This is a genomic window from Phormidesmis priestleyi ULC007 (genome assembly GCF_001895925.1).
In the GTDB taxonomy this organism is placed as follows: domain Bacteria; phylum Cyanobacteriota; class Cyanobacteriia; order Leptolyngbyales; family Leptolyngbyaceae; genus Phormidesmis_A; species Phormidesmis_A priestleyi_A.
Map to the genome: position 1 here is coordinate 22,023 of NZ_MPPI01000036.1, position 19,343 is coordinate 41,365.

Consider the following 19,343-nt stretch of genomic DNA (forward strand, 5'->3'; position numbering starts at 1 on the left):
CGCCGCATCGACGGTCTTTAAACGGTTTAGCGGTTCATTACGCTGATAAACGATGCAAAACCTACCAGATGTTTCGCCCGATCGCGGTTACATTCGTCCCGCTCGTCGTGGGAAGCATAAAGTATTTATAGGCATGTCTCCGGGCGTGGGCAAAACCTACAAAATGCTAGAGGAAGGGCATTCTCTCAAGAAAGAAGGGACGGATGTTGTGATTGGGCTACTTGAAACTCATAATCGACAAGAAACGATCGCCAAAGCGGTTGGCTTAGAGCAGGTGCCTCGTCAAAAAATCACCTGGTCGGGTGTGACGCTGACTGAAATGGACACCCCGGCGATTATTGCTCGTCAGCCTCAACTGGTGTTAGTCGATGAGTTGGCTCACACAAATGTCCCTGGTTCTGAGCGAGAAAAGCGCTATCAGGATGTCGAAGTGATTTTAGCGGCTGGAATTGATGTCTTTTCAACAGTCAACATTCAGCATCTAGAGAGTTTGAATGACCTCGTAGCAAGAATTACAGGCATTGTCGTCAGAGAGCGTGTCCCCGATCGCTTGCTCGATGAGGCAGATGAAGTGGTCGTCGTCGATGTCACACCCGAAACGCTAGAAGAACGCTTGAGAGATGGCAAAATTTACGCACCTGAAAAAATCGATCAATCGCTGCAAAACTTTTTTCAACGTCGTAATTTAATCGCCCTGAGAGAACTGGCACTGCGAGAGTTAGCCGATCAAGTTGAAGAAGGTGCGATCGAAAATGGCAACCACTCAACTAATGAGGCTCCCTACTGCAATGTTCATGAGCGCGTGTTGGTGTGTGTCTCGACTTACCCAAACGCCATTCAGCTAGTTCGACGGGGTGCCCGAATTTCGGGGTATATGCATGCGCCTTTTTACTGCCTATTTGTAGACAATCCCGATCGCTTTTTAAACAAGTCAGAAAGTTTGCATATTGAAACCTGTGAGCGATTGTGTCAGGAATTTGGGGGGCAGTTTGTGCGAGTGGCGGATCACAATAAAGCCAGAGCGATCGCTGATGTTGCCAAAGATTATCGGATCACGCAAATTGTGATCGGTGAAAGTCAACAATCGCGCTGGAAAATCCTATTGCGCGGTTCATTAACTCAACAGCTTTTGCAATCGCTTAAAAACATTGATGTGCATATTATCGCCGCTGAAAAAGTCTAGCTGAAGGTTTCTTTGGGGCGAATTCGACGACTTCGTTGCAAGGTTGTCGTGCCCCCTAAATCCCCCAAGTTTGGGGGACTTTGAACTCCGGCTCCCCCAGAATTGGGGGTTGGGCGGTTCGCCAGGGTTCATCGAACTCACGTCTCTTTAGTACGATCGCAGTCAGCATCAAAAGTTACACAAGTCACCGTGCGCGTTGGTCAAAGCTCTGCCATGATCACCCCATCGACCTGGAGGGCAATGGCAGACGATGGAACACCCCAAACGCTTGATTCGGCTTGATCTACAGGTGCGCCCTGATCAGACAGAACTTTTAGAAGGGCTAGACTTCTGGCTGCAACTGGGGCTGCTCTCCAATTCTCAAGTGCGCCATTTAGGGCAAGACTCGCTGACCTGCCCATTGCCCGATGCCTTCGGCACACGCGAACGTGAGCGGGTTGCCGTCCCAACTTCAGACTCCTACGCAGCAGACTTTATTTCTGAAGCCGCCCTAGTTTCTGTCCCAGTCTCGCCTGAGCCTCGCCAAACTACGGCTAGACCATCTTGGGTGGGTCAGATGCTCTCGTCGCTAATGGCAGAAATTAGCGTCGTTTGGCTGCTGTTTTTGGGCGTGTTTATGGTCGTCGTGTCGTCTGCGGTTTTGGCGGCAAGTCAGTGGAAAAACGTCTCGATCGTCGGGCAATACTCAATCTTGTGGGGCTACACTATAGCGTTTGGGTTAGCGGGACTTTGGTCAGGGGCGAGATCGAACCTCCGCCTCACGGGACGGATGCTGCAAATTGCGACGCTGCTGCTCGTTCCGGTCAACTTTTGGATGATTGATGGATTTGGGCTGTGGCAAAATGGCTTGGGCTGGGGAATGGGCGCAATTGCCGCATTGAGTCTTTCGGCTCTGACGTTTCGACTGTTGCGATCGAGTCCTCGCACCACGCTGATCAATGCTTGGGGGTTAAGTTGGCTGCACTGGGGTTGGGCAGTGCCCGGAATTCCCTTAATTGCGGTTTATGTGGGCACGATCGGCACGGCTGTCTTACAAGTAATTAGACGAGATCGGGAAGAATCTTCTACCCGATTTCCGCTTGATTTAGGGGCAATTGCGATCGCATTCTCAACGCTGCTTTTGATTGGCAGAGCCGTCTTGGTGAAAGGAATTCCCTTCAGTCGGTTAGGATTAGCGCTAGGAATTTGTGGTTGGATTCTCTGCTGGATGAATCGCCGCACTCAAAACCCACTTTGGACTCCAGCCGGAGCCGGATTGCTCGTAGTTGGGTGGCTTGTGACAGTCACAGCCGATCAATGGCAAGCTTTAGCGGTGAGCGGGTTAATTCTCTGGCTGCTGGTGGAGCGATTGCAGCGATTTTGGCGAGTGCAAGACGTGGTGGCTCTGATTCTGGTAGGGTTTCAAACTTATGCTCTGCTGCGCGTCATTTTTCCGCCTGCGGTTCGTCGTAGCGTCATGGCGACGATTGCTGAATGGGCGCATCTCCAGCAAGGTGCTTGGGAATTGACCGGGTTAGGATTTTTCCTATACGTTCTGATTATTTTAGGATTTGCGGCTTATTTACGGCGATCGCAGCATTCTAATTTAGCGATCGCTGCCGAACAAATGGCATTGGGGTTAGGCATTCTTTTAGTGATTCCGGGGGCGTTAAATCCTTTAGTTCGGGCGATTTACTTACTGATCTCTGGGCTGACGCTCGGCGTGTTTTTACGAGGTCGGTCTGCCATCGTTTGGTATATCTATCTCACTCACATCACCGGACTGTTAGCCGTTTTCGCCTGGATCGATTGGGGGTTTCCTAATCTCGCTGCGCGATCGTGGGCGATCGTGTTGCTAGTCACGATGATTGCCGAGTGGGGAGTGTGTGCGATCGTTCGTAACCGGGGATGGCAACTCAGCGCCTGGTATTTTGGAATCGGATTGGCTGCCTGTAGCTACGTGCTGTTAATTTCCGTTAAGGTTGACAATGTTGAAAGCAATCTCGTCTGGTTAGCAACCCCAATTTTACTTATGCTGCTGGCTCGTCGTCCTCAGTTTATCCATGCTCGTTGGGCAAGTTGGCTGAGTACGATTGCGTTATTGATTGCGCCAGTCTTGACGATCGGACAACTCGATCTTTTACTGATCACGTTTGCGATCGCCACTGTTGTGATGGGAGTCAATACTCAATCTCTACAGCAGTTAATCGCGGCGGCAATCACTGTTGGCTTTGGGGTGAGTTTTGCAATCACGCTGCTGTGGCGCATTTGGAACCCGATTTCATCGCCCTGGATTTTTCCCTGGATCGCGATCGTCATCATCGGACTTTGGCTATTGCGTCATCTGTTGAGCCGTCAGCAAACGATTCTCGCCCGTCTCTACATGCAGGCGTTAGATGGCTGGGCGATCGCGCTCAGTCTGTGCAATCTTGGCTTACTGACCCTGATAATTGTCTTATCAAATCCGCTTGAGTGGCAATATGTGTTAGCAGTCGGGCTAACTACCAGTGCGATCGTTTATCGCGTCGTGCAGCGACCGACGAATCTAGGACTGTGGGGCGCAGCGTGGAGCATTGAATTGCTAGCGCTCAGTTGGGTCAATTTGCGCGGAGGAACGTGGGACGATTGGGCGATCGTCACGCTCGTTTTAGGATTGCTCACTCAACTCTTAGGCAACTTTTGGCTGCGTCGCCATCCCGATTCTACGCTCACCAGTCTGCACGGAATTCCACCGTTCTACGCAATTCTGGGCGGACTTTTAGCTCACTATCACTTCACTCCAACGACTGGACTTTATACCTTTGCGGCGGCATTGCCGTTAATCAGCGTAGGTCGTCGTCAGCCCGATCTCAAACCACTGACTTTCTTAGGCATCGCAGCCATTTCGATCGCCGCTTATGAAGGATTAACTTACCAATTGCTGCACAGTCCTAGAGGAGCCGAAGGAGATGGCATTACGCTTCTAGCAGGGTTAGCAGCGGCGATCGCGATCACTTATCGCCTAATGGCTCGGTGGCTACGTTCTTATTGGCGACTCACGCAACCTGAGCTTTTAACTGTGACGCATCTGCACTGGTTCGGCGGCAGCATTCTGGCGTTGATTGCGCTGATAGCTCCTCTCAGCCAAACAGGAAGCCCGATCTGGATCGGGGTGGCAACCCTGTTAGCTAGTTACGCAATCTGGCAAGGACGAACGCAAGAAAAATGGGTATATCCCGGTGTCGTCCAAGTGTCTGCTGCGATCGCCCATGCTCTCTATAAAACGCTGCCAGAATCGACGCTGTTGAATTGGGGAGCCGCGATCGCGGTTCTGGTCGCTTATGGATTTTATGCTCTACCCTGGCACACTTGGGGCTGGTCGCGCCGACCCTGGCAAAGATCAGCCGCACTGTTGCCGGGTGCGATCGTACTGATTACTAATCAAGACATCACAGTACAAAGTCTGTTAATTGTGGGTGCATTTTACGCCTGGTTTGCGAGAGTCACGGCTCAAATTCGTCTCAGCTATCTGGCGCTGGGGTTGGCAGATTGGGCAATTCTCAAGGTGCTAAACGACTATTCGCTCACCGATCCACTGTGGTTTATGACGGTTTTAAGCGGCTCGATTCTCTATGGAGTGCAGATCGATCCGGCTTTGCGATCGCCCTCGTCTCGCGAAGTTCGTCATCTTTTGCGCTGTTTGGCAGTGGGGCTGTTTTGTCTGACGGCTCTTTATCAATCCGATCGCAGTTGGGTGCAGGGATTGTTGACGATCGCCTTTAGTTTAGGCTTGATCGGGGCAGGACTAACACTGCGAGTTCGGGCTTTTTTATATGTCGGGACGGCAACATTTATGCTTAAAGTTGTTCGTCAGCTTTGGTTTTTTATCAACAATGAATCTCTTCTGTTATGGGCAATGGGCATTGTTTTAGGACTGGTGTTTATTTGGATCGCTGCCACCTTTGAAGCACGACGCAGCCAAGCGATCGCGCTCGTGCAATATTGGGTCACAGAACTCGATCGCTGGGAGTAATTGTTTCCTCTAGCGGACTTTTCTGAGAAAACGCTGAGTTTAGACTGAGAACATTTAATGCAGAAATTCAGGAAACTTGGAGATTGATTTCAGAGCCGCCTCAGACTCGATCGACATACTGTGAGCATCGAGAAACATTCACAGTCTTTTAACGGGATGGCAACAAACATGAATTGGAAAATTATTGGTTCGGTGGCAAGTTTCGCTTTGATGGCAAGTCTTGCTGCCTGTTCGAGTACGCCTGAAGTCAATCAACAAGCTGCTCCTAGCCCAGCATCTAGCGTTCCGGCTGCTAGTATGTCTCCCTCTAATGGCGCGATGAAAAATGATGCCATGAAAAATGATGCCATGAAAGGTGATGCGATGAAAAAAGATGGCGACGCGATGAAGAACGATGCGATGAAAGGCGACGCGATGAAGAAGGACACAACCACTAAGCCATAGTTCCTCAGATGGATCAGAGCTAAGAGTTGTGAATTAAATGTCGTGCTTGTTGACCCGAAAGCCCACCCGGAACTTAAGTTCCGGGCTGATAGCAGAAGTCCATTGAAATGGACTGAAATCCTGACCTAGTGCTCTTCAGAGCACTTTCGCTATGAGCCAGGAAATTGATTTCCTGGCGGACTCGATCGCAACGAGTTGCGATCACTGACACAGGATTTTGAACATACTCTTCGTTAGAGACAGTCTTATGGACAAACAATCGCGTCAGCGTCGTCAATTACTGCTTTATCTGGGGTTAGGTGTTGTCGGTGCAGGAACAGCCACCGCGTTTGGAGTGATTTCTAAAAACGCAAATCCGACTGCCGCCATCACAAAGCCGATCGCGCCCGAAACTTCCCATCCAACATCTACGATCGAGCCTGACACCTTAACCTCTGCACGATCCTCCCTCCCAGATTTTCAGGGAATCAGTCAATGGTTAAATTCGCCTCCAACCTCGATCGCTAGTCTCAAAGGCAACGTCGTCTTGGTGCAATTTTGGACGTTTGCCTGCATCAACTGTCGGCGCACTTTGCCTTCTGTGGTTCGCTGGCACCAACAATATGCTCAGGCGGGACTAAAAGTGATTGGCATTCATACCCCAGAATTTGCATTTGAGCGATACACCAACAACGTCAAACGAGCTTTAAAGCAACATCAAATTACTTACCCAGTGCCGATCGACAACGACTTTAAAACCTGGAAGGCATACAACAATGAGTATTGGCCTCACCTATTTTTAGCCGATCGTCAAGGTCTCATTCGCTATGACCACATCGGCGAAGGTGCCTATGACACTACTGAACAAATGATTCGGCAACTCTTGACAGAAAAAGCCTAAATTCAGATTTCACAGATGACTTTTACGCTCTCGACGGGTCTTGCTTTTTTAGCAGGTGGACTCACTGTTCTGTCGCCCTGTGTTCTACCGATTTTGCCCATTCTGATCGGACGATCGCTGCAATCTCATCGCTATGGCCCGATCGCGTTAGTTACCGGATTGATTGGTGGGTTTGCTGTCGCCGGAAGTTTGTTAGGCATCACTGCAAGTTGGCTGACTGGGGTTGCCAATGTTTTGCGAATTGGGGCGATCGTACTCCTCTTGCTTCTGGGTATCTTCGCCATCTTTCCCACTGGGAGCTATCGGATATTTGGCTATTTGCCGATCGCGTGTTGGGTAAAAGAGCCGCCTCGTGTCGGGCTGTGGGGAGAGTTTTGGCTAGGCACTCAGCTTGGGCTATTATGGACTCCCTGTGCCGGGCCGGTGCTCGGCGGAATTTTAATCTTAGCGGCGGTTGATCATCAAATTACAGGCGCATTTGGTCTGCTGATCGCTTATGGACTGGGGGCAGCATTACCGCTTTTAGCGATCGCCTATGGGGGACGAACCCTTAGCCAACGTCTAATGGGGCTACGTCGCCATAGTGCTATCTTGCAAAAAGTCGGAGGCGTACTTGTGATTGTGACCGCGATCGCAATTCTGCTCGGTTGGGATGTTCAACTTCAGCTTTGGCTGGCTCCATTTTTTCCGGTGCCATCTTTATAAAATTTAGTCAGGAGCCTCGATCGATGACTTCTTCGGTGACTGCTAAACGTCCAAAATCTCCACCCGTACCGACTCAGGCAATTTTGGCAAAGACTTTTCACTGGGTTAACATTCTCAGTTTGCTAGTGATGTTGACTAGCGGATTGCAAATTTATAATGCTAATCCTGTGTTTGGGGGGCGTGGCGGCTGGCATTTTCCAGATTTTTTATTGTTGGGTGGATGGTTAGGCGGTGGGCGTAATTGGCATTTTGCAGCGATGTGGTTTTATTCGCTAAATTTATTGTTTTATGGGTTATATATTCTGATATCTCACCGTTGGAAAAAGCGATTTGCGAGTAGTAGCGATCTCAAAGCTTTGCAAGTGAGCCAAAATGTCAAACGTAAAAATTATGCGTTACATCGATTAATCTATACCATCATCATCCCAGTGTTGCTGCTTGCAATTCTGTCAGGGTTAGCAATGTATAAACCTGTTCAGTTTCATTGGTTAGCTGGATTGTTTGGAAGTTGGCAAACGCTGCGAACCATCCATTTCATTACCGTTCCCATAGTCATTTTATTTACGGTGGTGCATTCTTTATTAGCGCTTACCGTTGGCAGCACTCGCCTCGTTAAATCTATGTTTCTCTAGAGGTTATCTGATGACTTTTAAACCCGTGATATCTCGTCGTCAACTCTTGCAGTGGTCAGGGCTTTCGGGTGCCAGCTTGCTGCTGGGTGGATGTGCGACTAGCTTATTTTCAGAGCAAGTAGGTCAGGCATTTGAGCCACTTAACCAAAATCTTCAGGCGCTGCTGTTGAGTCAAAAACCTGTGCCTGAGTTTCCGACTAGCGCGATCGAGCCAAATAAACTGCTGATTAACACTTTCGATACGACTCCGCAGATCGATCCGCTTCAGTTCCGCTTGCAGATTCAGGGAGAAGTCAATCACCCAATGCAGCTAAGTTTAGCCGATCTGCAAACCATGCCCCTCACGTCGATGGTGATCCGCCATGTGTGTGTCGAAGGCTGGGCCGCGATCGTGCAGTGGGGCGGCGTTCGATTGCAAGATTTAATTCATTTGGCACAACCTAAATCAAATGTTCGCTATGTTTATTTCAAGTCAGCCGATGGCTATTATGAAAGCTGGGATTTAGCCTCTGCGGTGCATCCTCAAACGCTCATGGTTTATCAGAAAAATGGGGCACCGCTCTCGATCGAAAATGGGGCACCGTTACGTCTCGCATCTCCGGTCAAACTTGGCTATAAACAAAGTAAATGGGTGACTCAAATTACCCTGTTGAGCCAACTAATGCCGATGAAAGGCTATTGGGAAGATCAGGGCTATGAGTGGTTTGGAGGACTGTAGAAAAATTCTGAATCAGTGACGATATAGCAATCCTAAATGAATTGGGGGATGGGCATCTCGCTCGTACAGGCTGGAGGCCTGTCCCATTCTTACAACTGAAATAGGATTGCTATAGTGATCGTGTGTGACTCATCGTAGGTGTCTACTCTTCAATGCAACTGATTCGCCAAATTCAAGAGAAAATCCGCCAACTCAGGCGTAATCACCTCGATCCATCCTCGCTTCAGTTTCGCCTGACGATCGAGATCGCAGCGCTGTCAATTTTGGGCTTGAGCAGTGTTGCCATCTGGACGAGTTGGAAAATGCAGCAAATCTTGATTGCCACGCACACGCAAAATGTGGAGTATATTGCGAGTCGCTTTCCTCGTGATGTGCAGCTTTATAGCGAGATGTTGCCGATCGAAGCTGGGTTGCAAAAGACGATTAACAATGTCTCTGTTCCGGGGTTGCTAATTTGGGTAAAAAATCCTGATGGCAAACTGTTGGCTCAATCGGCAGATTTCAATTCTATCTTTACCGCCAAAGCTGAGTTGATGTCTCTTGCAGAAATGCCACTCCAGCCCCAGGTCTATCGAGCGGGCGATCGTTACCTGGTTTTATATCAAGGGACTGTGGCGGTGAAGGGTACTCGGCTGGGCAAAGTATACATGGCACAAGACATCACCGCAGGTCAGCATGAACTGATGACTGCCATTCAAAGTCTAGCTCTGGTGTGTACGATTTCAACTGTTGTCATGATGATTGCGATCTCGCTACGAATTCGCCGCGCTCTCCAGCCGTTACACGAGATGAGTCAGATGGCTGGCATCATTTCAGCCGAAGATTTAGGAGAGGCAAAGCTGCAATTACGCCACGCGCCGAGTGAAGTTAAAGAGCTTGCAAATACTTTTAACATGATGCTGTCTCGCCTCTCAGAATCATGGGAGCAACAGCGTCAATTTGTCAGTAATGTTTCCCATGAGTTACGCACGCCGCTCACAGTGGTGTCAGGCTATCTGCAAAGTCTATTGCGACGCAGCAACAATTTAACTGACTATCAGCGAGAGGCATTAGAAACAGCCTCGTCTGAAGCCGATCGTACCATTCATCTCCTCCAAGATTTGCTAGATCTGGCACGAGCAGACAGTGGTTATGTGCAGTTTAATTTAGAATCGATCACGCTCAACGATCTGCTGATAGAAGTCGCAGAGATGTCAGAAAAGTTTAGCAGTCGTGCCATCATTCTGAATGCAGAACGATCGATCAAAGCTATCGCCGATCGCAGCCGATTAAAACGAATTTTAATCAACCTAATTGATAACGCGGTGAAATATTCTGAACCCGACCAGCCGATTACTTTAACGCTAGAGCAAACCGATCAACAAGCTCTGATTCAGGTTCACGATCGCGGTGTGGGCATTCCCCTTCACGACCAAACCCGCATCTTTGAGCGATTTTATCGAGTCGATGAATCTCGTGCCCGCTTCCCCCTGCGAGGATCTGTAGAGCAATCAAGCGGCGGATATGGACTAGGATTAGCGATCGTCAAGACGCTAGTAGAAGGCATGAACGGCAGCATTCACGTCAGGTCAAAGCTTGGAGAAGGCAGCACATTTACGGTCGCGCTACCTCGGTCTTAGATCTAATTCGTATTGCTTTTCTGCTTGCTCCCCAAAAACTCCCGTGTAGCTTTGAGACGCTTACCGAGTGAAGTATCCAGCCTGTCTATAAATCACTGCTATAGCGATCGCAGCATTAGATGATTGCTACTCGATCGCCGCGTCGAATCGTGCCGCCCTGCACCACGCTAGCGTAGATGCCGACGTGACCTTGATTGTGTCGGACGATCGTTCGCAGAATGTCTACATCATTGGGTAGTTCAGACTGCGGCATCGTAGTCATAACGCAGCGCGGACAGGGTTCAGTAATGTTGAGGCGGACTTGATCGCCGATCACCAAAGTCTTACCCACCCAGTCATTTTCCACAAACCCCGTTGCGCCGCTGATGGGCTGAATCACAAAGTTGGGGCGAAATCGTCGCGTCTCAAATCTCGACGTGGGCTTGAGAGACTGAAACTGATTGAGCGTTGCAGTCGTGAGCAGATGCACGGTTGCGGCATCAAAGAACGTGTTGGGGCGAATCGCGGCATTTGTCTCGGTGTTGGCATCCGGGATGTCTGCGATGTCAGGCGTGTACATCTCGATGCTGGGTGCTTCAGGAGGAGCGATCGAGAGCTTCACTTTGCGCCCAAAGGCTTGAGACAAAATTTCATTCACGTCAGCGGCATTGCCCATGACGATCGAGCCATCCGGTAAGGTGATTTTCACTTGGGTTGGAGAATCAAGCGCGGCACGGCAGTCAAACAAAACGCCCCATTTGCGCGGCAGTTTAGCGCTGATGATCGCACCTGTTTCGGCATCGACTAAGGCAAAGGCGCGATCGCCCATCAGTCCCCGTTCCATTACTTCGGTGGTGTTGAGTTCTTCGCCCAACATCGACTTGACTGGATATCGCCACATTGAGACGATCGAACCGACTACTGCTGCATCCGACATCACTAAACTCCCAATTTCTGCCATTCAAAAGACCGTAACATGAGCGATCGACTGCGATCGCTCATCACGAACGAATATTAACTACTGCCCTACCAAAATCTTTCAGCGTCGATAAAAAGCTTGAACTGCTTTAGAGGTTGAATTGTGGGGATTGGAAGGCGATCGCCACAATCACATAACTTTACTCTTGCCCAAGTGAAAATTTACGGAATTGCGTTGCATAACGTTGTAAACATGGGAGTAAATAAATCTAAGAGCGACAGTGGAGAATTTCCATCTCTCCAGCGCTCGTCTTAAGCCTCACAAGCCAGTTCGTTGGCTGCCCCTAACCGAGAACATCTGTTTGGAGGAACTCAAAATGGAACAAGAGAAAGCCCCCGACAATAAGCCAAAGCAAGACACTGAAAGTCAGGATATAGACAGACAGATCCTTGAGTCCGTGAATAACTCGGAAAACGAGCCAGAGCCGATCCAGGCTGGACAATCTAATGTCGAAGAGCTTGAGCCTAACTATCCTTCTATTCTTGACAAGCTCGATCAACTAAACGTTCTGTTTCAGGAAAAAATTCAAGACGACACCACCAAGGCAGTTTTGTTCGATCGGCTTTATAACCAGTTAACGGCTTATCGTGATGATTTTGTCTTTAAACACGTCATACAGCGAGTGTTGAAGGATCTGCTTCGGTTGTTTGACACCCTTGAAGATACTCTTGACGAAACAACGTTAGCGAATATGCAGCGAGAAGATTTGATTAGTCGGCTCCAGAGTTTTCAGGCACAGATGCTTAAGACGTTGGAGAGACAGGAGGTTGAGCTAATCAAACACAACGGCTCCATGCGGTTTGATGAAGCCACCCAAGAGGCAATAGATGTTCGGTTAGTCCATTCACCAGAAGACGATCAGAAAGTACTTAAAGTCCATCGGCAAGGATTTAAATACCGTGACAGCCTTCTACGACCAGAACAGGTGATTGTCGGCAGGTATGAAGGGCAAACCGTGTCTGAAGCTACAACGGATTCCAGTCAGCAGTTCTAGTCACCCAAAAGGAGAAAAAATATGGCTAAGGTTATTGGCATCGATTTGGGAACAACCATGTCAGCTATGGCGTATGTGAATGAGCATGGGCAAGCTGAGATCATCAAAAATGCGGAAGGACAGAATATTACACCCTCTGTTGTCAGGTTTGGGAAGAACGATCAGGTGGCAGTAGGTCGGACAGCCAAAAATGCCGCCGTTGCCCAGCCTAAAAATGTGGTTCAGTTTATCAAGAGTCGTATGTCTGACCCAGACTACTTGACCCCACCAGATGACAGTGGTACGACTCACCGACCGGAGGAGATTTCTGCACTAATTCTCAAGAATCTGAAGCAGGATGCTGAAAAAGCTTTAGGAGAGGTGGTGACAAAGGCAGTGATCACAGTGCCTGCCTATTTTGGGGATTTGGAGCGGCAAAGGACAAAACAGGCTGGAGGGATTGCAGGTTTTGAAGTACTGGATATCATTGATGAACCAACTGCGGCTGCTATTGCCTATGGCATCAAACAAACACAGGAAAACATGACCATCCTGGTTTATGACCTAGGTGGTGGAACCTTTGATGTCACAGTTCTACGAGTGGTTGGTGGAGGAGAACTCAAGGTGCTGGCTACTGAAGGCAATAAATCGCTGGGTGGCACATATTTTGATGAAGCGATCTGCAATTTTTTTGCTGAACAGTTTAGGTCAACTCACCAAGCTGATCCCCTAGAAAATCTTAGAACATATCAAGACTTCCGCAATAAAGCCGAAGTTGCCAAGGTAGACCTGTCTAAAGATGTGGAGATCTATATAAATCTCACCGCAGAGGGGAAGGTATTAGATATTGAGCTGACGAGAGAACAAGTTGAAAACCTGATTACTTCTGATATTGATCAAACTCAGGTTTTAACTGAGAAGGTGCTAGAAGCTGCTGCACTGAAATGGGGCAACGTGGACAAGGTGCTGTTGGTAGGCGGCTCAACCCGCATTCCGCTAGTGCAAAAGATGGTTAAAGCTCTGACGGGCAAAGAACCAGAAACAGGGATTAACCCAGATGAAGTTGTGGCAATGGGTGCAGCAATTTATGCGGCGGGTCTAGGAGGAATAACCTTACGAGGTGCAGGTGGTAAAGCGATTGCCGCTCCCAAAGTCCGCAATGTAACGGCCCACTCATTGGGCATCATTGCTAAGAACGATGCCGAGGAAGATATCAACTTCAAGTTGATTCAGAAAAACTCTGAAATTCCAGCAGAAGGGGAAGGAATTTTCACCACCTTTGAAGACAATCAAACAGAAGCCCGCATCCAGATCGTTCAGGGAGAAGATGAGAACCCTGAATATTGCACCAAAGTCGGCGATGCAGGCGTGTTGACAGGAATTCCTCCCAAATCCAAAGGGACAGCCAAGATTCAAGTGCGGTTGGGTTATGACAAATCAGGCATGGTTCGGCTCCATGCTAAAGAGTTGGAGTCTGGGGTTGAACTTGTTGCAAATATCGAAAATCATGCGCTGCTGTCTGGGGAAGAGATGAGAAAAGTGACTGCGAAAGTACAAGGGCTACGAGTAACCTGAGGAGTAAATTGATCATGAGTGATGAATACGATTACTTTGACATGTTTGATCTATCAAGACAAGATACTCGGCAGTTCAACTATGACAAGTTACAGAATTTGTTATACAAAGAAAACCAACGTAATGGGCGAAAAGCAGAAACGAGGCAATCACTACTCAAGGAAGCTGTATCATTTTTCAAAAACGAAACTGAATACCAGAACTATCTGAAGAAGCTGGATGCCGGAAACAGTTCAACCAAAGCCCCCGAACCTGAGGAGCCAGAACAACCAGCACCCGGAGCACAGCAACAAGCCGTTCCTTCCAAAACAAAATTGCTGCATAAATTAGGAGACTCCCTCAAAGGGAAACTTAATTTACCAGAAGATGGGGTTCGAGCTACAGCTATTGATCTTCTTGTAGACCATCTAAGCAACAAGCAACCTCAGGAATGGCAACCCTCTGTTAATCATCAGCCAACCGTCACTCAGCAATCCATCAACTTGAGTGGTAACTGGCGAGATGTTGATGGTGGTTTCTTTTCTGCCCTGAATTACTCAATCACTCATAGTGGAAGTTGGTTGCAAATGCAGGGGAAAACATGGGGAATTCTAGGGATGCAAGGGGAGGGAACCATTTCTGGACGATTTGTTCACATTGACTATCGGTTTGCCAATGGTGTGACTGGGCAGTTAGATCTTGAAATATCTGCTAATGGGCGAAGCTTGAAAGGGAAATGTACCAATTTCTCAACCAGATTGACTTCCGATGTCCATTTTGCTCGTATTTAGAGCAGGGTAGGACTAAGTATTTTCTGAAAGGTTGGCAGTATGAATGAAAATCAAGCGAGAGAGATCATTGAAGCAATCATCACAGCACCAACGGTGTCCTTAGCCGTTGAGTATGCTTGGGTCGATCGTCAACAGTTGCTGAGTCCCACGTGTTTTCGAGTTCTTATGACGATGCTGCAAGCAGAAAACGAGCAGTGGGGGAACAGCAAACGTTACGAGGCGTTGTTAAGGCTGAAATACTTTAGAACAGTTTTATTTCAAGCCCAATCACAGAATGCTGATGATACTGACGATAGGAGAATTACTTCCACCCTACCTGAGCTAATGGTAGTTTCGACAACCATCACAGTGGAAAATGTCATGCAACTGTTCAAAAGTGGTGACATCACTGCCCGAAAAGCTTTTTTCGCCGAGCTTCCCCGGTCTCATATGGAAAATCAACTAGTTCTCAGTTCAGAACTTGGTTTGGCGCTAAGAGGGCTAAACATTTGGAGCGATCCCTACTGTCAAGGCGGTGACATTGAACTGGGAATGGCACTTAGCAAAGCTGCATATCAACTTTCACAGCAATTATTTGACGCAAGTCAGAATCGAAACTTCCTGACCACTGCTGAAGGCGGGGCACATAATTATGCGATCGCTCTTAAAGCTTCAGGGCAACATCCTGAGGTGCTTCAGTTTACGTCAGAAGCGATTCAGTGGTTGGAAGCCAGAGAATCTAAGGACATGACACCAGAACTCCTACTAGATCAAGTTGAAGCTCACATTAACCTGGCTCAAGTTAATGCAGAACAGTTCGATCAATCCCATTTTGAGCAGGCAGAAACCCTTCTGAAGCAAACAGATTGGCAGGCACTCATTCCAGTCGATCGTCCTGCTGACCATCAGAGACAAGTGGATCTAAATGAGCGATTGGAGAATATCAAGCAATTAGTAATAGTTCTGGCACAACAAAAAACAAACTACGTTGAGACGATTAAGCAAACTCGCTACAAAATGCTTGAAATGCTTAAGTCACTTGCAGCGATCGCCCCTGAATATGCAGACTTTATCGCAGAGCTTGAACTGATGATCGATCAGGACATCCCTGGTTCCTTAGAAGAGTGGGCAATTCGATCCCAACGAGCAATGGATTGGATGACTCATGTGTTAAGTGGAGGAAACCCATCCGATATAATCAACGCATATCACGGCGATCGATCGACAGAACTTGATCCATTCCAGTTTGAGAACCCAATTCGCAATCGAGACCAACTCAGGCAGCGGTTACGACACGCTGGTCTCATCTTTTCTCCAAAACAACAACCTGAAGCTAAAGAGATTGAGCAAGCTGGATCAGTGCTGACAGATGCTTTGCAGTGGGCAAGAGACCACCACTTTGCCGAGGAAGAAAACGATGCACTATGGATCTTGTATCTGTATTACAACCGGGTTGCCCAATATCCCCAAGCAGTTGAAACTCTGAAAACGCTGTGGGCAAATCTAGAAGTAATCCGCAGTCGCATCGCCAATCCACTGGAACGCGCTGGAGTAATGGATAAATTTCCTCACTTGTTTAGCAGTCTGTGTCGATCGCTCCATCAACTCAACCGCCCGGCAGAACTAATGCAAGCCATAGAAGGAGGAAAGGGGAGATACTTAGCAGATGTTCTGCTGAAACAAACGAATCAGCTTGAACAAGATCCATCCTTTTCAATACCTACTCAATTTTTTGACAAATTAAAGGAACAGAAAAATGCTCACTATCTGACGTATTTTGTCGATGCTGAAGAAACCTATGTGGTATTAATTGCAAAAGATGGAACCTTTCATATTCCCGATGATCCGATTCCATTGGGTAAGACTCAACTTCAGGAATGGCTAGGGTACGATAACAAAGATCATGATCCTCTCAATCCTCAAAACTGGGGCAAGAGCATTAGCAGAGTAAGGTCTGTTGTCAGTGACTTAACTAATCGATTGGCTCCCTTGGTTAGCTGGCTAGAAGATCTGGTTGAGCAATCAATCCTGCAACAAGACGATCATCTTTGTTACTGTCCAGATGCTCAATTGCATTTGATTCCACTCCACTACATTCCATTCCGAGGAGAACCTTTAGTACAGTTCTTCTCGGTATCGCGGATTCATGGTGCTGCTGCATTAACAGCAATTCTCAACCGAAAACCTCTTCGTCCTGCCCAATATACTGCTGTTCGTATCTCGGCACAGAGCGATCGCAATCCTGAACTCAGTAATGTTGAAGAAAAACTAGCTGCTTTTCGTCGAGTTCCAGAGTGGCTCAGGCAAAGTCGGTTAACTGGACAAATTGTTGCTGAAGAAGATGCAGATTTGCCAACGGTTGCTGCACTTCCCTTCAAACAAAGATTGGTTCACTTTGCGACACATGGCATTTTTCCTGATCGGGATCATGAGAATCGTGAAGTTAATCCTTATGAGAATTCAGGCTTGCTTCTGGCACAACATGGACAATTACCCGCGACTAAAGAAGGAATGGATAGTTCTCTACTCACACCCCAACAGGTATTTGATCGCAAGTTGGATTTTTGGGGAAGTCATGTCACTCTGTCAGCCTGCGTGAGTGGTCTGGCAAAAGAAGGAATTGGGGGAGATGCCCTTGGGCTAGAATGGGCTTTGCTACAAGCTGGAGCAACCAGTTTATTAGCGACTCACTGGGATGTGGATGTGGAATGGGTCGCCGAGTTCAGTGAGATGTTTTATCAGAAGTGGCTATTCGAGGGAGTTTCGCGGGCTGTGGCTTGGCGCGAAAGTGTCCTGAACTTGATGAAGAAAAATTCGCTGCCTGAGTACGAAGCCACAAAACATCTTGAATACTTCTGGGCAGCGTTTAGTTTGTCAGGAGATTGGCGGTAAATATGACCTTAACTCAATTTAGGAGAAGAACTCATGACCTCTAATTTAAGCGATCGCATCAACACATTCAGTGATCTCCGGGTAGTCGAATTCCTCCAGTACTTTAATCAAAGTCTGTTGGATGGCGTGGTTGGCGACTTAGAGCCACTGTTTGAAGACATTCCACCTTCTATTCGCGAAATTCCAGGGTTTTCTCGCATTGAACAGCTTTCCCTAGAAGAGGAAGAAATCCAGTTAGATGATCAGGAATCGATCGTAGTCTCTCGCCAGATCTTGCAGGCTTTAGCACAAAATCCTAGATTGTCTCCCCTTCTAGAAAAAGCATTGGATATTTATGCCGATCGAAAAGGAGGTGCAGCAAAGAACATCCTGGCAGTTGGATTGGCAGCCTCAATGATGCTTCTGGCAGGAAATATGAGATCCTTTGAAGTCGAAGCATTTGGAGCTAAGGTAGATGTCGAGAATACCGGGGTCACTCCAGAAATGGTCGAATTCACCAAAGCCGTATTCAGCCCTCTAGCTAATTTGCCAGCCAAAGGGAAATAGCCAATGGCATCTCTTTGTCGCCTGCTATAAGATAAAACCATCTTATAGAAAACTCAGATGAGCGCACAGGCACCTTTGAAAGAACTGGTCAGACCACAAAAGCATAAGATTAAAGCAGCGGTTAAGCAGCGATTTAACGGGGCTTGTGCTTTTTGTGGATGCGTTCCTCGGTTTTTGACCTTGGATCATATTGTGGCTCGATCGAAGGGCGGGTTAGATGTGAAGTCTAATCTCGCCGCAGTTTGTCAACGCTGCAATAGAAGCAAAGGAAGCCGTCCGCTCTGGGAGTGGTGGCAAGCATCTCGCTGCTGGAATGAGGAGCGGGCAGCTCGGTTTGCCGCGATCGTTCTCGTGTGCAAGATTTAGCGATTAACTGTAGTTCCTCTTAGTTTATGTCTAGTGGTGCTAAAGCAGAGACGGCGGCTAGACCGATCACAAATAGTTGACGTTTCATGATGTAATCTCCTCAGGTTTGATTTCAGGGTTGATTGCGTTACTGGTAATGGCGACGATCGAGCCATGCTCGTACTTCTGCTTCAGAGTTAAAGAACATTTTGCGATCGAGAAGCGGTTCATAGCCTGTCCAGAAAAAATTGCCAAGCTTGTCTCTTGATTCATAGATCTTTGGCTCATTCGTCTTGAAAACTGATTCAAAGAAATTGATCAGAATTCGACCAAGATTTGATCCGAATCTGGAAAGTTTTTGGTTGCTGTAAAGCTTTTCAGCAATGAGTTCTAGCTTGTTGTAGTTTGTCTCTTTCACTTTCATGATGGTTTCTCCTGAGTATAGGTTAGCGATTGATCTTGAGGCTGCTCAGACAATGGTTTTGCCTCCAGCTTTGTCTCAATAGCGACTGCAAATTGACTGAGATTAAAGACAAGCGAATCCTGACGGACACGGGAAGCGGGATACCGTGCCGCGATCGCACAAAGTTTGCACATAGGTTTGACTCTGACTGGTTTAACGTGAATTCGATGAAGCTTTTCGCTACGGTTGCCAATCTGGGCTGCCCCCTAAATCCCCCAAAATTGGGGGACTTTGAACCTAAATTCTGGGCTTGAAGTTCCCCAGAATTGGGGGTTTAGCAGGGTGGTTTCATTGTCGTTAAAGAGAAACCGCTGAGTGGCTTGAGCCTGCTCCACCCTCCTCACGAAGTGGGGCGAAGCCCTCGCCAACCCTTCTCCCTGAATGGGAGAAGGGAGCAAAGAAACTTTCCGGCTCTCCTCTCGCCCTTGTGGGAGAACTGCTCATAGAGTTTGCGAGTGTTCGCACTCGGATCAACCCCTAACTCTTCACGCAACATTATTATGCAGCGTTGATAGGTCTGGAATGCATTGGCGCGATCGCCACTCAACGTATACAACTCTGTCAAAGCGGCATAGGCGACTTCATTCAGTGGATCGATTCGCAACAGGTGTTGGGCATAGCGAAGGGCAGCACTGTAGTCTTGTTGCGTTTACAATTGTTGGATCAGCCA

At 48.0% G+C, this 19,343-nt stretch carries 17 protein-coding genes and 1 pseudogene; 14 read left to right on the forward strand and 4 right to left on the reverse strand.

Translation table 11 applies throughout. From position 1 onward, the window contains the following. Positions 1 to 52: 52 nt before the first annotated feature. The 8 genes from BRW63_RS21270 (at position 53) to BRW63_RS21305 (ending at position 10,172) form a co-directional block, all read left to right on the forward strand. A complete protein-coding gene (locus BRW63_RS21270; protein ID WP_073074415.1) occupies positions 53 to 1,183 on the forward strand; it encodes a histidine kinase in 1,131 nt (376 codons plus the stop codon). 250 nt (positions 1,184 to 1,433) lie between these two features. Continuing rightward, positions 1,434 to 5,174 (forward strand): hypothetical protein, encoded by a 3,741-nt coding sequence (locus BRW63_RS21275; RefSeq protein ID WP_073074416.1) that lies wholly within the window; start codon positions 1,434 to 1,436, stop codon positions 5,172 to 5,174. Positions 5,175 to 5,342: 168 nt separating this feature from the next. Beyond that, complete coding sequence (locus tag BRW63_RS21280) at positions 5,343 to 5,618, forward strand: hypothetical protein (RefSeq protein ID WP_073074432.1); 276 nt, start codon at positions 5,343 to 5,345, stop codon at positions 5,616 to 5,618. Between the two features lie 247 nt (positions 5,619 to 5,865). Continuing rightward, positions 5,866 to 6,498, forward strand: coding sequence for a thioredoxin family protein (locus BRW63_RS21285; protein WP_073074417.1), 633 nt, complete (start codon positions 5,866 to 5,868; stop codon positions 6,496 to 6,498). A 15-nt stretch (positions 6,499 to 6,513) separates the two neighbouring features. Further along, on the forward strand, positions 6,514 to 7,203 hold the full coding sequence (locus tag BRW63_RS21290) for a cytochrome c biogenesis CcdA family protein (RefSeq protein ID WP_073074418.1): 690 nt from the start codon (positions 6,514 to 6,516) through the stop codon (positions 7,201 to 7,203). Between the two features lie 23 nt (positions 7,204 to 7,226). Further along, positions 7,227 to 7,835: a cytochrome b/b6 domain-containing protein gene (locus BRW63_RS21295; RefSeq protein ID WP_073074419.1), complete on the forward strand. Its 609-nt coding sequence runs from the start codon at positions 7,227 to 7,229 to the stop codon at positions 7,833 to 7,835. Positions 7,836 to 7,845: 10 nt separating this feature from the next. Continuing rightward, positions 7,846 to 8,553: a molybdopterin-dependent oxidoreductase gene (locus BRW63_RS21300; RefSeq protein ID WP_073074420.1), complete on the forward strand. Its 708-nt coding sequence runs from the start codon at positions 7,846 to 7,848 to the stop codon at positions 8,551 to 8,553. 152 nt (positions 8,554 to 8,705) lie between these two features. Continuing rightward, a complete protein-coding gene (locus tag BRW63_RS21305) occupies positions 8,706 to 10,172 on the forward strand; it encodes a sensor histidine kinase (protein ID WP_083583137.1) in 1,467 nt (488 codons plus the stop codon). Positions 10,173 to 10,287: 115 nt separating this feature from the next. Here BRW63_RS21305 and BRW63_RS21310 read toward each other — a convergent pair whose 3' ends face one another. After that, positions 10,288 to 11,088, reverse strand: a complete 801-nt coding sequence (locus BRW63_RS21310; RefSeq protein ID WP_073074434.1) for an MOSC domain-containing protein — start codon at positions 11,086 to 11,088, stop codon at positions 10,288 to 10,290. 358 nt (positions 11,089 to 11,446) lie between these two features. On the opposite strand from BRW63_RS21310, the gene grpE reads away from it, so the two are divergent. Genes grpE through BRW63_RS21340 form a run of 6 tightly spaced genes read left to right on the forward strand, consistent with a single transcriptional unit; the run spans position 11,447 to position 18,231 of the window. Then, entirely contained in the window at positions 11,447 to 12,124 is a 678-nt protein-coding gene (gene grpE, locus BRW63_RS21315) for a nucleotide exchange factor GrpE (protein ID WP_143162100.1), read from the forward strand. Between the two features lie 21 nt (positions 12,125 to 12,145). Then, a complete protein-coding gene (locus BRW63_RS21320) occupies positions 12,146 to 13,678 on the forward strand; it encodes an Hsp70 family protein (protein ID WP_073074422.1) in 1,533 nt (510 codons plus the stop codon). Between the two features lie 14 nt (positions 13,679 to 13,692). After that, positions 13,693 to 14,448: a hypothetical protein gene (locus BRW63_RS21325; protein ID WP_073074423.1), complete on the forward strand. Its 756-nt coding sequence runs from the start codon at positions 13,693 to 13,695 to the stop codon at positions 14,446 to 14,448. A gap of 39 nt (positions 14,449 to 14,487) precedes the next feature. Continuing rightward, positions 14,488 to 17,319, forward strand: coding sequence for a CHAT domain-containing protein (locus tag BRW63_RS21330; protein WP_073074424.1), 2,832 nt, complete (start codon positions 14,488 to 14,490; stop codon positions 17,317 to 17,319). A 33-nt stretch (positions 17,320 to 17,352) separates the two neighbouring features. Next, positions 17,353 to 17,865 carry a hypothetical protein gene (locus BRW63_RS21335; RefSeq protein WP_073074425.1) on the forward strand — a complete coding sequence of 171 codons (513 nt, stop codon included), beginning with the start codon at positions 17,353 to 17,355 and terminating at the stop codon, positions 17,863 to 17,865. 57 nt (positions 17,866 to 17,922) lie between these two features. Further along, on the forward strand, positions 17,923 to 18,231 hold the full coding sequence (locus BRW63_RS21340; protein ID WP_073074426.1) for an HNH endonuclease: 309 nt from the start codon (positions 17,923 to 17,925) through the stop codon (positions 18,229 to 18,231). 127 nt (positions 18,232 to 18,358) lie between these two features. On the opposite strand, the gene BRW63_RS21345 is transcribed toward BRW63_RS21340, so the two are convergent. The 3 genes and pseudogenes from BRW63_RS21345 to BRW63_RS30025 all read right to left on the reverse strand — a co-directional run. Further along, positions 18,359 to 18,634: a hypothetical protein gene (locus tag BRW63_RS21345; protein ID WP_073074427.1), complete on the reverse strand. Its 276-nt coding sequence runs from the start codon at positions 18,632 to 18,634 to the stop codon at positions 18,359 to 18,361. Beyond that, positions 18,631 to 18,807, reverse strand: coding sequence for a hypothetical protein (locus BRW63_RS28495; RefSeq protein ID WP_181314454.1), 177 nt, complete (start codon positions 18,805 to 18,807; stop codon positions 18,631 to 18,633). The genes BRW63_RS21345 and BRW63_RS28495 overlap by 4 nt, the downstream gene beginning before the upstream one ends. Before the next feature lie 206 nt (positions 18,808 to 19,013). Beyond that, positions 19,014 to 19,298, reverse strand: a pseudogene (locus tag BRW63_RS30025) (bacterial transcriptional activator domain-containing protein); the annotation flags it as partial. Positions 19,299 to 19,343 lie beyond the last annotated feature (45 nt).

Coding starts and splice junctions, on each gene's coding strand:
- BRW63_RS21325 (WP_073074423.1), top strand. CDS start 13,693: ATGAGTGATGAATACGATTACTTTGACATGTTTGATCTATCAAGACAA.
- BRW63_RS21290 (WP_073074418.1), top strand. CDS start 6,514: ATGACTTTTACGCTCTCGACGGGTCTTGCTTTTTTAGCAGGTGGACTC.
- grpE (WP_143162100.1), top strand. CDS start 11,447: ATGGAACAAGAGAAAGCCCCCGACAATAAGCCAAAGCAAGACACTGAA.
- BRW63_RS21340 (WP_073074426.1), top strand. CDS start 17,923: ATGAGCGCACAGGCACCTTTGAAAGAACTGGTCAGACCACAAAAGCAT.
- BRW63_RS21285 (WP_073074417.1), top strand. CDS start 5,866: ATGGACAAACAATCGCGTCAGCGTCGTCAATTACTGCTTTATCTGGGG.
- BRW63_RS28495 (WP_181314454.1), bottom strand. CDS start 18,807: ATGTGCAAACTTTGTGCGATCGCGGCACGGTATCCCGCTTCCCGTGTC.
- BRW63_RS21335 (WP_073074425.1), top strand. CDS start 17,353: ATGACCTCTAATTTAAGCGATCGCATCAACACATTCAGTGATCTCCGG.
- BRW63_RS21320 (WP_073074422.1), top strand. CDS start 12,146: ATGGCTAAGGTTATTGGCATCGATTTGGGAACAACCATGTCAGCTATG.
- BRW63_RS21300 (WP_073074420.1), top strand. CDS start 7,846: ATGACTTTTAAACCCGTGATATCTCGTCGTCAACTCTTGCAGTGGTCA.
- BRW63_RS21295 (WP_073074419.1), top strand. CDS start 7,227: ATGACTTCTTCGGTGACTGCTAAACGTCCAAAATCTCCACCCGTACCG.
- BRW63_RS21275 (WP_073074416.1), top strand. CDS start 1,434: ATGGAACACCCCAAACGCTTGATTCGGCTTGATCTACAGGTGCGCCCT.
- BRW63_RS21330 (WP_073074424.1), top strand. CDS start 14,488: ATGAATGAAAATCAAGCGAGAGAGATCATTGAAGCAATCATCACAGCA.
- BRW63_RS21270 (WP_073074415.1), top strand. CDS start 53: ATGCAAAACCTACCAGATGTTTCGCCCGATCGCGGTTACATTCGTCCC.
- BRW63_RS21280 (WP_073074432.1), top strand. CDS start 5,343: ATGAATTGGAAAATTATTGGTTCGGTGGCAAGTTTCGCTTTGATGGCA.
- BRW63_RS21305 (WP_083583137.1), top strand. CDS start 8,706: ATGCAACTGATTCGCCAAATTCAAGAGAAAATCCGCCAACTCAGGCGT.
- BRW63_RS21310 (WP_073074434.1), bottom strand. CDS start 11,088: ATGTCGGATGCAGCAGTAGTCGGTTCGATCGTCTCAATGTGGCGATAT.
- BRW63_RS21345 (WP_073074427.1), bottom strand. CDS start 18,634: ATGAAAGTGAAAGAGACAAACTACAACAAGCTAGAACTCATTGCTGAA.